Annotated in this window: 12 protein-coding genes; 8 read left to right on the top strand and 4 right to left on the bottom strand. The window is 68.7% G+C overall.

What is annotated here, in order from left to right; genetic code table 11:
• Both DLJ58_RS02005 and DLJ58_RS02010 read left to right on the top strand, forming a co-directional pair.
• On the top strand, nt 1–2,302 hold a 2,302-nt coding region (locus DLJ58_RS02005), incomplete at its 5' end, for a transglycosylase domain-containing protein (RefSeq protein ID WP_148097967.1).
• Between the two features lie 126 nt (nt 2,303–2,428).
• The gene (locus tag DLJ58_RS02010) at nt 2,429–3,937 is read left to right on the top strand and encodes a glycosyltransferase family 87 protein (RefSeq protein WP_124853583.1); all 1,509 of its coding nucleotides are present in this window, start codon (nt 2,429–2,431) and stop codon (nt 3,935–3,937) included.
• Nucleotides 3,938–4,076: 139 nt separating this feature from the next.
• Here DLJ58_RS02010 and DLJ58_RS02015 read toward each other — a convergent pair whose 3' ends face one another.
• Together DLJ58_RS02015 and DLJ58_RS02020 are read right to left on the bottom strand one after the other, a co-directional pair.
• Nucleotides 4,077–6,332, bottom strand: a complete 2,256-nt coding sequence (locus DLJ58_RS02015; protein ID WP_124853584.1) for a hypothetical protein — start codon at nt 6,330–6,332, stop codon at nt 4,077–4,079.
• Nucleotides 6,329–7,120, bottom strand: coding sequence for a deoxyribonuclease IV (locus DLJ58_RS02020; protein WP_112583906.1), 792 nt, complete (start codon nt 7,118–7,120; stop codon nt 6,329–6,331). The genes DLJ58_RS02015 and DLJ58_RS02020 overlap by 4 nt, the downstream gene beginning before the upstream one ends.
• A 628-nt stretch (nt 7,121–7,748) precedes the next feature.
• Here DLJ58_RS02020 and rpsF point away from each other — a divergent pair.
• The 4 genes from rpsF (at nt 7,749) to rplI (ending at nt 9,399) form a co-directional block, all read left to right on the top strand.
• Nucleotides 7,749–8,039: a 30S ribosomal protein S6 gene (gene rpsF / locus DLJ58_RS02025; RefSeq protein ID WP_036391391.1), complete on the top strand. Its 291-nt coding sequence runs from the start codon at nt 7,749–7,751 to the stop codon at nt 8,037–8,039.
• A gap of 81 nt (nt 8,040–8,120) precedes the next feature.
• Nucleotides 8,121–8,657, top strand: coding sequence for a single-stranded DNA-binding protein (locus DLJ58_RS02030; protein ID WP_181518404.1), 537 nt, complete (start codon nt 8,121–8,123; stop codon nt 8,655–8,657).
• Nucleotides 8,657–8,938: a 30S ribosomal protein S18 gene (rpsR, locus tag DLJ58_RS02035; RefSeq protein ID WP_051723758.1), complete on the top strand. Its 282-nt coding sequence runs from the start codon at nt 8,657–8,659 to the stop codon at nt 8,936–8,938. The genes DLJ58_RS02030 and rpsR overlap by 1 nt, the downstream gene beginning before the upstream one ends.
• 14 nt (nt 8,939–8,952) lie before the next feature.
• Nucleotides 8,953–9,399, top strand: coding sequence for a 50S ribosomal protein L9 (rplI, locus tag DLJ58_RS02040; protein WP_124853585.1), 447 nt, complete (start codon nt 8,953–8,955; stop codon nt 9,397–9,399).
• A gap of 199 nt (nt 9,400–9,598) precedes the next feature.
• Here the strand turns inward: rplI and DLJ58_RS02045 are convergent, their stop codons facing one another.
• Complete coding sequence (locus DLJ58_RS02045) at nt 9,599–11,152, bottom strand: hypothetical protein (protein ID WP_124853586.1); 1,554 nt, start codon at nt 11,150–11,152, stop codon at nt 9,599–9,601.
• A 381-nt stretch (nt 11,153–11,533) separates the two neighbouring features.
• Here DLJ58_RS02045 and dnaB point away from each other — a divergent pair, with 381 nt between their 5' ends.
• The gene (gene dnaB / locus DLJ58_RS02050) at nt 11,534–12,952 is read left to right on the top strand and encodes a replicative DNA helicase (protein WP_482805371.1); all 1,419 of its coding nucleotides are present in this window, start codon (nt 11,534–11,536) and stop codon (nt 12,950–12,952) included.
• The gene (locus DLJ58_RS02055) at nt 12,949–13,872 is read left to right on the top strand and encodes a helix-turn-helix domain-containing protein (protein WP_124853588.1); all 924 of its coding nucleotides are present in this window, start codon (nt 12,949–12,951) and stop codon (nt 13,870–13,872) included. The genes dnaB and DLJ58_RS02055 overlap by 4 nt, the downstream gene beginning before the upstream one ends.
• A 34-nt stretch (nt 13,873–13,906) precedes the next feature.
• On the opposite strand, the gene DLJ58_RS02060 is transcribed toward DLJ58_RS02055, so the two are convergent.
• The gene (locus DLJ58_RS02060; protein ID WP_124853589.1) at nt 13,907–14,584 is read right to left on the bottom strand and encodes a maleylpyruvate isomerase N-terminal domain-containing protein; all 678 of its coding nucleotides are present in this window, start codon (nt 14,582–14,584) and stop codon (nt 13,907–13,909) included.
• Nucleotides 14,585–14,807: the final 223 nt, after the last annotated feature.

Below are 14,807 nucleotides of genomic sequence, written 5' to 3' on the forward strand. Positions count from 1 at the left end.
GGGCGGCCGTGGTCCGGGTGACTCGGGCGCGGCGCGGGCAAAGAAGCGCAAGCGGATGAACCTGCTGATCGCCGGGTTCGCCGTCTTCATCATGCTCGCCGGCATCGGCGTGGTCGGGTTCACCTACTACTCGACCAACGTGGTCATGCCGAACGAGATGCCGCTGCCGCTGTCCACCACCGTTTACGCCAAGGACGGCAAGACGCAGCTCGCCAAGCTGGGCAGCGAGAACCGCACCTTCGTGACCATCCAGCAGATCCCGCAGTACGTGCAGGACGCGGTCGCCGCGGCGGAGGACCGGAACTTCTACCGGCACTCCGGCGTCGACTACAAGGGCATCGTCCGGGCCGCATGGAACAACGTCTCCAACGGCGACAAGCAGGGCGCCTCGACGATCACCCAGCAGTACGCCCGCAACGCGTTCGAGAACCTCAAGGACGACACGTACGGCCGGAAGGTGAAGGAGGCGATCCTCGCCTCCAAGCTGAACGACAAGTACGACAAGCCGACGATCATGCAGCACTACCTGAACGTCATCTACTTCGGTCGCGGCGCGTACGGCATCGAGGCGGCGGCACAGACCTACTTCGGCAAGCCGGCCATCAAGCTCACTCCCGCCGAGGGAGCAGTGCTGGCCGCAGTGATCAAGCAGCCGCAGCCGAGCGAAACCCACAAGGGGTACGATCCGGCGGTCAACCCGACCGACGCCAAGTCGCGGTGGGACTACGTGATCGGCGGCATGAAGAAGGAGGGCTGGCTGGACTCCCCCAACCACCCCCCGGCGCCCACCGAGTACCCGAAGGCGCTGCCGCCGAAGAAGGACGGCGTCGGCTTCGGTGTCGACAGCCCGCGCGGCAACGTCATCAACTACGTCCGCCAGGAGATGGACGAGATGGGTCTCTGCTCCGACAGCGGTGCGGAGGGCAAGACGAGCTGCGTCGACGCGCTGCGTGACGGCGGCTACCGGATCACCACCACCATCGACCCGAAGCTCCAGGCCGCCGCGGAGAACACCGCGATGCAGTCGAAGAAGGGCTCCGAGCTCTACGATCAGCCGAAGAACCTGATGGCGGCGGTGGTCTCGATCGACCCGAAGATGGGCCGTGTGCTCGCCTACTACGGCGGTGACAGCGGTGCCGACTTCGACTACGCCGGCAAGAACATCGACAAGAACGGCGACCTGACCGGTGGGCACCAGCCGGGCTCGTCGATGAAGGTGTACACCCTGGCCGCCGCGATCGAGGCGGGCATCTCGGTCAAGTCGCACTGGGACCCCACGCCCTACAAGCCCAAGGGCTCCAGGGACACGATCGGTAACGCCAACCGCACGAACCTCAAGTGTGGCAAGTACTGCACCCTCGAAGAGTCGACGGTCCAGTCGTACAACGTGCCCTTCTACTGGGTCGCCGACACGATCGGCGCCGACAAGGTCGTCGACATGGCCCGGAAGGCAGGCGTGACCACGATGTGGGGCGTCGACCCGCCGCAGGCCTTCGACCTGTCGAAGAAGCAGAAGACGCCGTTCGACAACTACACCGGTTTCGGCAAGTACCCGATCACCGTCTTCGACCACGCCAACGCCATGGCCACGTTCGCCAACGACGGCAAGTACATCAAGGCCCACTTCGTGGTCAAGATCGAACAGCAGGACAAGGCCACCGGCAAGTGGAAGGTCGTTGGCAGCGAGCGCATCAAGCCGGAGCAGCGGATCCCCAAGAAGATCACCGACGAGGTCACCGGCGTCCTGAAGCAGATCCCCCGGCCCAACAACATCTCCCTGGAGAACGGCCGCCAGGCCGCCGCCAAGACCGGCACCTGGGAGTACGACAACAAGGACAACTCGCACGCCTGGACGGTCGGCTACACCCCGCAGAACGCCACAGCGGTGTGGGTGGGCAGCCGGGATCCGAGGAAGCCGCAGATCAAGCTCACCGGCGGCAAGGACATCGGCGGTTCGACGCTCCCCGGCCCGATCTGGGAGAAGTACATGAACACCGCCCTCAAGGGCCAGGATGAGATCCCCCTGCCCAGCGTCACCGGTGAGGGTGACACCACGAAGGGCAACGGCAAGGAGCCGCCGCCACCACCGCCGACCAACCCCGGTGGCCAGGGGCCTCTCTGCAACCCGCTGATCGATCTGTTCTGTAACCCTGGGGGCAACAACCCCGGCGGCGGCAACCCCGGTGGCGGCAACCCCGGTGGTGGCAACCCTGGCGGTAACCCCGGCGGCAATCCGGGTGGTGGCGGCACAGGTGGTGGCGGCGGCGGGCAGTTGCCCAGCCTGCCACCCAACCGGGACTGACCCGCACCAGCACACGACGCCGCCGCCGGCCGGACGACCTGTCCCGGCCGGCGGCGGCGTTTTCGTACCCGGAACTCCGCGCCGGGACGGGACGGGCACCCCCGTCGTACGGCAGGATGCCTCTTCATGAGCACCCAGTCGACGCCCGGCATCGACGACGCCGGAACCACCGATCACCCGTCCCGCTCCGACGGGTTCGTCCGCGGCATCTCCAGCATCATCGGCGGCCCGCTGGGCGACCACGCGACGGCGCTGGACCGGCCGGCCGGTCGGGAGCGTCGCTTCTGGACCGCCGTGCGGATCGTGCTGGCGCTGGCGTGCCTCACGCTCGCGCTGCACTGGGTGCAGAAATCGCCCTGCCAGGACGGTGCCTGGCAGAACAACGTCCAGTACACCCGGTTCTGCTACACCGACGTCCTCGCCCTCTACTACGCCGAAGGGCTCAACGAGGGCAAGGTGCCCTACCGCGACCACCCGGTCGAGTACCCGGTGCTGACCGGCTACTTCATGGGGGCGCTGGGCCTGCCGGTGCACGCCATCGGTGACGGCGACCCGAGCATCAACCAGGGCCAGTGGTTCTACAACCTCAACGCGTTGGTGCTGGGCGCGCTCGCGGTGGCCACGGTGGCGGTGATCCTGGCGTTGCGCCGCCGACGACCCTGGGACGCGGCGATGTTCGCACTCGCCCCGGCGTTGGTGCTCACCGCCACCGTCAACTGGGACCTGCTCGCCATCGGGCTGGCCGCCTTCGGCCTGCTCGCCTGGGCCCGAAAACGACCGGCGGTGGCCGGCGTGCTGCTCGGGTTGGCCGGCGCGGCGAAGCTCTGGCCGCTGTTCCTGCTCGGGCCGATCCTCATCCTGGCGCTACGGGCCGACCGGGTTCGTGCCGCGCTCGTCGCCATCGGGACGGCGATCGCGGCCGTGGTGCTGGTCAACTTGCCGGCCGCCCGCGCATACCCGGAGAACTGGGACCGGTTCTTCGAACTGAACACCACCCGGCCGATCGACTGGGGCACGCTCTGGTACATCGGTCGCTACCTGGACGGCAAGATCGGCAACGACCCCGCCAACCTCGGCCCGTTCGAGTGGCTCAACGCCAACATCCCGACCCTCAACACCGTCTCGTACGCGCTGTTCGGGCTGGCCTGCCTCGGCATCGCCGTGCTGGCGCTGCGGGCGCCGCGCCGACCGCGGCTGGGTCAGCTCGCCTTCCTGGTGGTCGCCGCGTTCCTCATCTTCAGCAAGGTCTGGTCGCAGCAGTTCGTCCTCTGGCTGCTCCCGCTGGTGGTGCTGGCCCGGCCTAAGTGGGGCGCGTTCCTGGCCTGGCAGATCGCCGAGGTCTGCTACTTCGTCGCCTTCTATGGGGAACTGCTCGGTGCGGCAACCAGCAAGCCCGTCTTCCCGGAGGGGGTGTTCGTGCTGGCTTCGACGTTGCGACTGGCCACTGTGGTGGTGCTCTGCGTGTTCGTCGTCAAGGAGATCCTGCACCCCGAGCAGGACGCGGTGCGGGCCACCTACCCGGACGACCCGGACGGTGGCGTTCTCGACGGTGCCCCGGACGCCCCCTGGATAGACCGCTGGCGCCGCCAACCGTTGACCGACGAACCGTCACGCGAGCCCGCAACCGCCACCTGACCCCCAGGCCGACGCGGCCTGACCACGTCAGGGTTTTCGGGGGAGCCCGCCCGGCGCAGGGATCAAGCCTGACCGCCCGGAGCCGGGTGGCTCCCTCGAAAACCCGCCTCAGCGAGCAGCCGCATCGAGCCGCCACGCCTCACAGGCGATAGACGACAGCGTCGCCGACCTCCTGCCGGCTGATGCCGAGCGACTCGACCGGCGCGTCGATGCTGATCTCCCAGGGTGTGCCGGCCACCTGACCGCGCAGCAGCACCACAGTGCGGACGCCGAGCGTGCGCAGGTAGTCGACGCTCGTCTGGTCCGGGAACGACTGGCTCACCCGGCGGACGTCGTCGAGCAGGCGCGGCGTGAAGCCGCTACCGCCGTTGACCACGTCGGGGAACCCGCTGGTCGACCAGAGCATCACGTGCTGGTCGAGGCTCTGATTGCTCGGCAGCACCAGCAGCGGACCCTCCGCCGAGCGCATCGCCGCCGGTTGGGTCGGCACCACCGGGTGTGGGGTCGTGTTCAGGCCCTCGACGGTGACCAGAAGCAACGGCAGCAGGGTGGCCATTCGCAGCCACGGCCCCGGCCACGACGGAATCCGCTGCGCGGTCAACTCGCGGACCCGATCGGTGAGCGCGGTGACCGCGCCCGCCGCGAGCAGGCCGAGCAACAACGTGGTCCAGAGCATCAACCGCCCGGGGGTACGCAGCCCGCTCCAGCCCGGCAGGTGCTCGAAGAGGGGCACGTAGGTGAAGGTGCCGTCGAAGAAACGGGTGCCCATCGCGAAGGCCATCGTCAGCAGCACCCCGGCGAGCAGCAGCAGTCGGTGCCGCAGCCGCCAGACCGAGAAGAACAACCCGCCCGCGGCGAGTGCGTAGAGCACGAAGCCCGGCAGCAGGGTCATCTCCGGGTGCCACGGCAGCGCCGCCCGGGCACCCTCGTGCAGCCCACCCCAGATCCGCGACTCCCCGGGCGCCGTCACGAAGCCCGACGCCGGCGGCGAGAAGAGGCTGATGTCGCCGATGGTGCGCTCGGCGTACGGATGCAGCTCGGTCACCTTGAAGAACGGGAACGCCATCAGCAGACCGACACCGGCGAACAACACCCCGCCGAGCACGTCGGCGACGAACAACCGGCGACCGAACGGAACGGCCTGCCCGGTGCGCAGCCGCCGCACGAAGAACAGGACGGCAGTGACCAGCACCGCGCCGGCCAGGAAGTACGCGAATGGCAGCCCGATGCCGAAACCCAGGCTGAGTTGCCAGGCCGCCACCAGCCAACCGGCGTAGACCCAACCGTCATGCCGGCGCTCCGGCCGGTAGCCGTGTCGCAGCGACCACCCGTGCCCGCGCGCCAACATCGCCAGCGCCAGCGGAATGCCCCCGTTGGAGAGCACGTGCAGGTGCCCGGCCTGGGCCAGCAGCCACGGCGCGTAGGTGTAGCTCACCCCTGCGACGGCCGCACCGATCCGGCCGGCCCCGAGCTGTCGGGCCAACGCGTACGCCCCGAACGTGGCGAGCGCGTGCGCCAGTACGAACATGATGTTGTAGCGCAGCACGGCGTCCTCGGGACCGCTGCCGAGCATCCCGGCCGGGGCGTACCCGAGCAGCGTGTCGGAGAACGCGAAGCTCCACAGCTCGGGGAAGAACGTGTTGGACTGCCACAGCCGCGCCGGCTCGGCCAGCAGGATGTGCCCGGACCAGGCCATCTGCCAGGCTTGCAGGCTCGGGTCCCAGTAGTCCTGCGGGAGGGTGTAGCGCGGATAGCGCAGCGTCGGCCAGGTCATCAACACGGCCAGCGCCAACGCGCCGAGCGCGGCCAGGGTCCACTCGTGGATCAGGAACCGACCGACCGCCCGGCCCACCCGACTGAAGATTGAGGGCTTCGGCTCAGGGGCGGACGCGAACGCCTCCCACCGTTCCGGGGTGACGGGCTTCGCCTCGCTGTCGGCCTTGTCCGTACCGTCGGTGCCGCCCGCCTTCGCACCCTTGGCCGGTTCGCCGTCCTTGGTCGCGCCGCTGTCCTTGGCTGGCTCGCTGTCCTTAGCTGGGTCAGTGCCCTTGGCGGTGGTGTCGCTGGTTGCCGTGCTGCCCTCGCCGACGCCCTGCTGGGCTGCGTCGTCCTGCTGGGCCCCGTCGCCCTGCTTGTCGTCGCGCCGGGCCGCGTCCTTCTTGGCGGCACCGCTCGTTGCGGGGTCGACCTCGGAATCGCCGTTCGGGGTGGCTCCGGCCGCTTTACCGCCGCCCGCTGGTGAGTGGTCAGCGGTGGTTTCGGCGGGGGCCTTGTCGGAGGTGCGACCCGGTTGGGTAGGGGTGCCTGCGGCGGTGGTGGCGGATTGACTCTCGGCGGCCGCGCCGGTGGGGGTGGGCCGGGCGTTGCCGGTCCCGGGCTGTCCGCTCGTCGTCATGCCGCCGGGCTCTCCGCTCCGAGCTGCTCACGCAGAAAGTCGATGTCGGCGGCCTGGCCGGTCACACCGCCCGGTGTCTCGACGACCACCGGCGCGCCGGCCGCCCGGATCACCGCCACCACCAGCTCCGGGTCGATCGTCCCGCCGCCCAGGTTGTCGTGACGGTCCTGGCCGGAGTTGAACGCGCCCTTGGAGTTGTTGGCGTGCACCAGGTCGATCCGCCCGGTGATCGCCTTGACCCGGTCGACCAGGCCGAGCAACTCCTCGCCGCCCGCGTACGCGTGGCAGGTGTCCAGGCAGAAGCCGACCTCGTAGTCACCGATGGCGTCCCAGAGTCGGGCGAGCGCGTCCAGCCGTCGGGCGCAGGCGTTGTCGCCGCCGGCGGTGTTCTCGATCAGGACCGGTACGCCGAAGCCGCCGGAGTCCGCCGCGTACGCGAAGGTCTTGCGCCAGTTGTCGAAGCCGACGGCCAGGTCGTCGCCGGCGTTGACGTGCCCGCCGTGGACGATCAGGCCCTTGGCGCCGATGGCGGCGGCCGCGTTGGCGTGCCCGAGCAGCAGCTTGCGGCTCGGGATCCGGATGCGGTTGTTGAGCGTGGCCACGTTGATGACGTACGGAGCGTGCACGTAGAGGTCGACCTCGGCGGCGCGCAGCCGCTCGGCATCTTCGCGAGGCTTGGGCGCCTTCCAACCCTGTGGGTCGGCGAGGAAGAACTGCACCGTCTCGGCGGACCGGGCGGCCGCCTCCGCCAGCGGGTCGGTCGAGTCGACGTGGGCTCCGATACGCATGCGAGCGAGCCTACGTCGCGACCCCGACCGGTGGGGCGACGGCCGGGGCGGTGTCGCGTCACCGGAGGGACCGACGATCGTTGATGGGTTTGAACCGGCGACCACGATCCCGGTGCCGCCAGCGGCGCGAGCGTCGCACACGGCGACCGGCGGTCGACGGCCGACAGCGAGGTCACCCCCGCGGCGCGGCCCGGCGCAGCGGGGGCGACCCCATCGCACACCAGTACCGAGCGACGACGGATCTCGGAAAATTGTGCTTTTCCCCCCGACAAGGTACGAGTGCTGTTGTATCGTCAGATAACAACACGATAAAGCTCCGCGGGGCGTCTTCGGTCCAACCTCATCGGTGTGGTCGTTCCTCCCCAGGTCCCACCCAAGGAATGCGGACCGGACGCCCCGCGGCCTCGTAGACGGGGGTCCACCACCGACCGGTTGACGGTCGGACGGTGGGCCCCCGTCGGCTCGTCCGGGTCCGGACCCCACCACCCCGGGCATGATCGTTGGGACCGGGTATCCTGGTCAGGTTGTCCGCGTCCGGCCGGGTTCCCTCGGCGCGTGCGGGCAGCGACACAAGACCTCCTGCCACGGAAGGACCGTGGCCGCTTAGCCCACAGGAGGTGAGCACGTCTTGCGTCACTACGAACTGATGGTCATCCTCGACTCCAGCCTCGAGGAGCGCACCGTCGCACCGTCGCTCGACACGTACCTGAACGTGATTCGGACCGCGGGTGGCTCGGTTGAGAAGACCGACGTGTGGGGCCGCCGGCGCCTCGCGTACGAGATCAACAAAAAGGCCGAGGGCATCTACGCCGTCATCGACCTGCAGGCCACGCCTGCTGCGGTGGCCGAGCTGGACCGTCAGCTCCGGCTCAACGAGTCCGTGCTGCGCACCAAGGTCATCCGACCGGAAATGCGCTAAGCCTTCCAACCCCCGGTTCGTCCGGATCAGCCTCCGCGACTCTGTCGGAGGGCTCTGAGAGCCTGTACGACGAGACGCTGAGTGCGCGAGGAGATGGTCATGGCAGGAGACACCACCATCACGGTCATCGGCAATCTGACCGATGACCCCGAGTTGCGGTTCACCCCCTCCGGGGCTGCGGTCGCCAAGTTCCGAGTCGCTTCGACGCCCCGTTTCATGGACAAGGCGTCGAACGAATGGAAGGACGGCGAGCCGCTGTTCCTCGCATGCACCGTGTGGCGGCAGGCCGCCGAGCACGTCGCCGAGTCGCTGCAGCGTGGCGCCCGGGTGATCGTGTCGGGCCGGCTGCGTCAGCGGTCGTACGAGACCCGCGAGGGTGAGAAGCGCACAGTCATCGAGCTTGAGGTCGACGAGATCGGCCCGTCGCTGCGCTACGCCACGGCAAAGGTGCAGAAGATGTCCCGCTCCGGCGGCGGTGGCGGCGGCTTCGGTGGCGGCGGTGGCGGTGGCAACCAGGGTGGCGGCGGAGGCAACTTCGACGACCCCTGGGCTTCGGCCGCTCCCTCTCCCGCGCGTGCCGGTTCGGGCGCCAATTTTGACGAGGAGCCACCGTTCTAATGGCGCCTAGCGCTCGCGATCGCAAACCAGGAGCACGTGCAACGGCCAAGGCTGCGGCACTGCGCAAGCCGAAGAAGAAGGTGAACCCGCTCGACAAGGACGGGATCGCCTACATCGATTACAAGGACACCGCGCTGCTGCGCAAGTTCATCTCCGATCGCGGCAAGATCCGCGCTCGTCGGGTGACCGGCGTGACCTCGCAGCAGCAGCGGCAGATCGCCCGTGCGGTCAAGAACGCCCGTGAGATGGCGCTCCTGCCGTACACGGCCACCACCCGCTGAGAGGAGGCACCGATATGAAGATCATCCTGACTCAGGAAGTGTCCGGCCTCGGTGCCCCGGGCGACATCGTCGAGGTCAAGAGCGGCTACGGCCGTAACTACCTGCTGCCGCAGGGCTTCGCGATCGCCTGGACCAAGGGCGCGGAAAAGCAGGTCACGGTCATCAAGCGGGCCCGTGGGGCCCGCGAGATCCGCGACCTCGACCACGCCAACGAGGTCAAGGCTCAGCTCGAGGGTCTCAAGGTCAACCTGAAGGTCCGCGCCGGCGACGGCGGACGGCTCTTCGGCTCGGTCACCCCGGCCGAGATCGTCGACGCCGTCAAGGCGGCCAGCGGCCCGGTCCTCGACCGGCGTCGGCTGGAGGTGCCCGGTCACATCAAGTCGACCGGCACCTACCCGGTGAAGATCAAGCTGCACCCCGAGGTGACCGCAGCGTTCAACCTGAACGTCGTTCAGGGCTGACGTCCGCAACACCACCACTAGGGCCCGCACCGAGCGATCGGTGCGGGCCCTCGTGCGTACGTCGTCCAACCCGGCACTGCCGGGCCGAGACGGTCGCCGCCGGCATTCCCCGGCGCCCAGCCGGGCCCCGACCTGCCTCCCCGCCCAGCGCAGGCCCCGACCCGACGCCCGCCCGAGCCGGCACCGACCCGCTGACGGGTCACCCGATGGGCTGGCCCGTCACCGCGCTGATCAAAACCGTGGAGAGGCCACCGCCCACCACCGCGGCGGCAACCGCGATGGTCGCCGAGCGCCACGTCGTACCCACCCGCCGCAGCAGCGCCGCCACCACCAGACTGCTCACCAAAGCCAGACCGAAGCGCGGCGAACCGGCCAGGAGTGACTCCAGTGCGCGGGACCGGGCGGACTCACACCCGCCCCCGCTGATGTCGGTCACACAACCAGCCGGAGCCTGGCTGTCCAACGTCAACAACCAAGCGAAGATCAGCATCGCCGGCACCAGGTAACAGGCCGCCGTGTACAGCAGAGGCCGGACGGACCCACCCGGGTCCGGGTCCAGCAGGTCGTCCTCCAGACGCCGCGCCCAGGCACCCGTGGCCGCCGACTCGACCCGCCGACGTACCGACGCCGTTCCCACCGCCGGCCGGTCCGCCCCACGCCGGGGCGTACCCGGACGCGGAGCGCCCGTACGCGGCGCAGGCGCGCTGCGCGGCCGTGGGGCGGTGTATCCCACCACCGGAGACCGGGGCGCCGAGGTCGTCGGATCCATCCAACGCGGGTCGTCACCGGCCAACCGAGTGCCGGACCAGAACCCGTCTTCCCTGCTCGGCCACCCCTCGGCCGCCACCGGGCGGTCGGAGCGCGGCGCCAGCGTACGGTCCCACTGGTCTTCCTCGACCGCGGACCGCTCCCACTGGCCGGTGCGGTCCGACCGTTCCCAGCCACCGACGCTCTCCACCGCCGACCACTGCCCGCTCAGGTCCCCGCCGTCCGCGCCGGCCGACGGCGGCCACGCGTGCACGCCCGAGGCGTCCCACGGGTCCACCGCAGGCGGGTACGACGGTTCGGGCTCCGCCACCTGCTCCGAACTGCGGACCCACGGGTCGGCCGCCGGACGGGACCAGGACTCTTCCGCCGCACGACGGCTACGCCGGGTGGGACGGTTCGGCTCCTGGTCCGGGACCTGCTCGCTCGGGGCGGACTCCGGCTCGCCGCCCGACCAGATCACCTGCGGACGGCCAACGGGCGCTCGCCGGGGACGCCGGTCCGAGACAGCGCCGGAGACCGGCTCGCCCTCCCCGGCATCGGCCCGCCGGCGGCCGGCGTACCCCTGCTCCTGCGGCCGGTCGAGCGTCCACTCTCGGGTGTGGTCCGAGTCCGACGCCGGGCCGATCGCTGCCTGCTCCCGTCGACGCGGCTCGCTGCCCCGCCGCCGACCACTCGACGACTCGGCGGACCATCGGCCTGCGCCGGAGATCGGCCGCTCGGGCTCGTCCTCGTCGTCGTCCGGTGCCGCGTGACGACCACCGCCGTCCGCGTGCCGGACCCCGGACTCCAGCGCCCAACGGGGCAGGTAGGCGTCGACAGGCTCGTCCTGGCCGCGGTCCAACGCACGCCGTCGGCTGGAGGTGCGGTAGCGCCCGTCCTCGTCGTACGGATCAACCGGAACGGACGCCGCGCGCTCACCCCACGAGGCGGTTGGCTGGCGCTCGCGCGGGCTGCCATCGCCGCGTCCCCAGTCCCGGTAATTCACGGCCGGAGTGTGACCCTTCTGAACCGAAAGCGGAATCCGCTGTCCAGGTGTAGCCGTTCGCTGGAGATAGTACGGGACGATCGTGTCACAGGCCCGACCGAAATATTCTCCTCCACAGGCTGGGGAGCATGTCTTCGCAGGTCAAGGGCTTCTGGCCGAGAATTCCCCAATGGTTATCCACAGGCTGTGCACACGCTGCGCACATGCTGTCCACCTGGATCCACAGGTTGTCCCGAGGCTCGTCCACCGGTGTTGTTGAGTCTCTGACCTCGGGGTCCGTATGGTTGGCCCTCGACCGTCGGCGATGGCCCCCGATCGACCGGCCCGGTCGGAGGAGAAGTGTCGTACCCCAGCGGTAGAGCTGGGGTTGGATCCGGCGCAGTGGAGGGGGGACCCGTGTCGGTCACCGACGACATGCGGGCAGAGCCACGCTCCGGCGGGGGCCAGCCACCCGCCCAGCGGGATGGCCAGTTCGACAAGACCCCGCCCCAGGACGTCGCGGCCGAGCAGTGCGTCCTCGGCGGCATGCTGCTCTCCAAGGACGCCATCGCCGACGTCGTCGAGATCCTCAAGACCAACGACTTCTACCGACCGGTGCACGCCACCATCTTCGACATCATCCTCGACATCTACGGCCGGGGTGAGCCGGCTGACTCGATCACGGTCGCGGCGGCGCTCGCCGACTCCGGGGATCTGGTGCGCATCGGTGGCGCGCCGTACCTGCACACACTCATCGCCAGCGTGCCCACCGCCGCCAACGCCGCCTACTACGCCCGGATCGTCAGCGAGCGGGCGGTGCTACGCCGACTGGTCGAGGCAGGCACGAAGATCGTGCAGCTTGGCTACGGCACCGCCAGCGGCGGCAGCCGTGACGTGGACGACGTCGTCGACCTCGCCCAGCAGGCCGTGTACGACGTCACCGAACGGCGGGTCAGCGAGGACTTCGCGATCCTCGCCGACATGTTGCAGCCGACGCTGGACGAGATCGAGGCGGTCGGGGCGACCGGCGGCATGATGACCGGCGTGCCGACCGGCTTCAGTGACCTGGACCGACTGCTCAACGGCCTGCACGCCGGGCAACTTATCATCGTTGCAGGCAGGCCTGGTTTGGGTAAATCTACGGCAAGTATGGACTTTGCCCGAAATGCTGCGATTCGCGCCAACCAGGCCGCGGCAATCTTCTCGCTGGAAATGAGCAAGGTCGAGATCGTCATGCGGCTGCTTTCCGCCGAGGCGCGGGTGCCGCTGCACGTGCTGCGCAGCGGTCAGCTCTCCGACGATGACTGGACCAAGCTGGCCCGGTGCATGGGCGAGATCAGCGAGGCCCCGCTCTTCGTCGACGACACGCCGAGCATGAACCTGATGGAGATCCGGGCCAAGGCTCGGCGGCTCAAGCAGCGGCACGACCTCAAGATGATCGTGGTCGACTACCTTCAGCTGATGACCTCACCGAAGCGCACCGAGAGCCGCCAGCAGGAGGTCGCGGACCTGTCCCGTGGCTTGAAGCTGTTGGCCAAGGAGGTCGAGTGCCCGGTCATCGCGGTCAGTCAGCTGAACCGTGGCCCGGAGCAACGCACCGACAAGCGACCACAGCTGTCCGACTTGCGTGAATCAGGATCAATTGAGCAGGATGCCGACGTTGTCATCCTGCTGCACCGCGACGACTACTACGACAAGGAGTCGCCGCGGGCCGGGGAGGCGGATTTTATAATTGCTAAGCATCGGAATGGCCCCACGGATACCGTGACCGTTGCTGCCCAATTGCATCTCTCAAGATTCGTCGACATGGCTATCGGATGAGGGATGCAGGTTTTCGTCTGTCGCCGGCGCAGATCGCGGCGGTTGTTGAACGTGCGCAGGCGGGCGAAAGTCTGACTCGAATTGCGAACTCATATGGCGTCAGCAGGCAGGCAGTGCGAGGTCTACTGCGAAGGCGAGGCGTGCCCGCTCGGTCCAGGGAAAAGCTGACCGAATCGGAACGTTCGGAGGCGGTAAGGCAATACGCCGAAGGTCTGTCTGTCGGTGAGGTGGCAAAGAACTTCGGTTTCACCGAGCCAGGGATGCGCGGACTTTTGGTCCGCCGTGGCGTCGTCCTCCGAAAGACCGTTCACACACTTCGCCACGACGCTTTCGACCGGCTGACCCCGGAAGCATGCTACTGGCTAGGGTTTCTCTTCGCCGACGGGTGCGTGACGTACCGGGCAGGTCATCTCCCGCAGATCTCCGTAGGGCTTGCCCAGCGAGACCGCGAACATCTTGTCTCGCTGCGTACCTTCCTGGGCTCGACCAGCAGCATCTCCGCGCCAAGCCCCACGCATGGGTCGTGCCAGTTCTCGGTGCGCTCGAATCGCCTTGCGGAGCGCTTAACAGCTCTGGGAAGGTATGACGGCCCGCTCAATGATCGACTGACTGAATCACGCGACTTCTGGCGAGGTGTTGTCGATGGCGATGGCTCAATCGGTAAGTACCGGCGACCGAGTCCCAGGCAATCGACTTTTTCTCAATTCCGGCTTGTAGGCAGCAAGCGGCTACTCGATTCTTTCGCGGCGTTTCTTCAGAAGAATGATATCGAGGGTTTGTCTGTCCGCCCGCACAAAACGATCTACACGATCGGAACAACGTGCGGGCCTGCCGAAAAGATAGTGGCTTTGCTGTACGCGGAAGCGGAGATCGCGTTGGCGCGGAAAGCAGAGATGGCGAAGAAGATCTTCGACGGTTGACCTTTGTTCCCTGTCCAGCAGGAAGTACGTCGGCTTAGCCGAGCAGTGGGAACCAGCCCGCCGACTCACCCAACTCCAGCCGGTCCCGGTCGGTCAGCGGTACGCGCCCGGTGGCCTTCAGCAGAAAGTCGTTGTCGTCCCACGCGGCGGGTCGAACGGTGTCGTCGCTGAGCAGGCCGTCCATTGTCGCTACCGCGACCTGTACGGCCAGTGGGCCGGGCGGCGGCGCGTCGGGCAGTTCCAGCGTCAGGTCCAGGTGGTGGACGGCGGCCTCGGTGGTCAGGGTGGCGAGGAAATCCGGTACGCGCAGCACGTGTCCCTGGGTGGTGACGTACCCCTCGGGGTCGGCTGACGTAGCGGCGCGGACCGCTGCCGGGGCGGTGTCCCGCCAGAGCCCGACGATCCCGCTCGGACGGTCGAAGGCCGCAGCCGAGCGGCGGACCCACCAGGCGTGCCCGACGGCCTCGTCGTCGTCTCCGGGAAAGTCACGCCAGTAGCTCACGTCGTCGACGTCGGCGGGGCCGTCGACGGGGCTGGCCAGGGTGACGAGTGCCCGCTGGGCGTCGCCGAGCACATGCAGGAGCAGGTCGGCGATGAGCCAGCCCCGGCAGCGGGTGGCTCGTTGCAGGCCGGCATCGTCCAGGCCCCCGACCACCGCGGTAATGCCGTCGTACGCCTGGGCCAGCGCCTCGTCCGGTCGGATCGCGGTCATGCGACTCAGCCTCGCACGAAGCATCGCGCCCGCCAACGATCAATGGCCCGGGTGGTTTGCCCGGGCCGACGCGTGATCGACCCGGGCGGGAGGTCGGCCTGGGATCAGCCGAACATCTCGTCGAGGAAGCCCTTGCGCTTCTTCTGCCGGTAGTGGCCGTGGTAGCCGTGGTGTTGCTGCTGGTGGCCGTAGGCCGGCTGCGGCGGGTAGCCGTGGGCGGGCG

Source organism: Micromonospora arida (assembly GCF_003857035.1).
Classification (GTDB): Bacteria; Actinomycetota; Actinomycetes; order Mycobacteriales; family Micromonosporaceae; genus Micromonospora; species Micromonospora arida.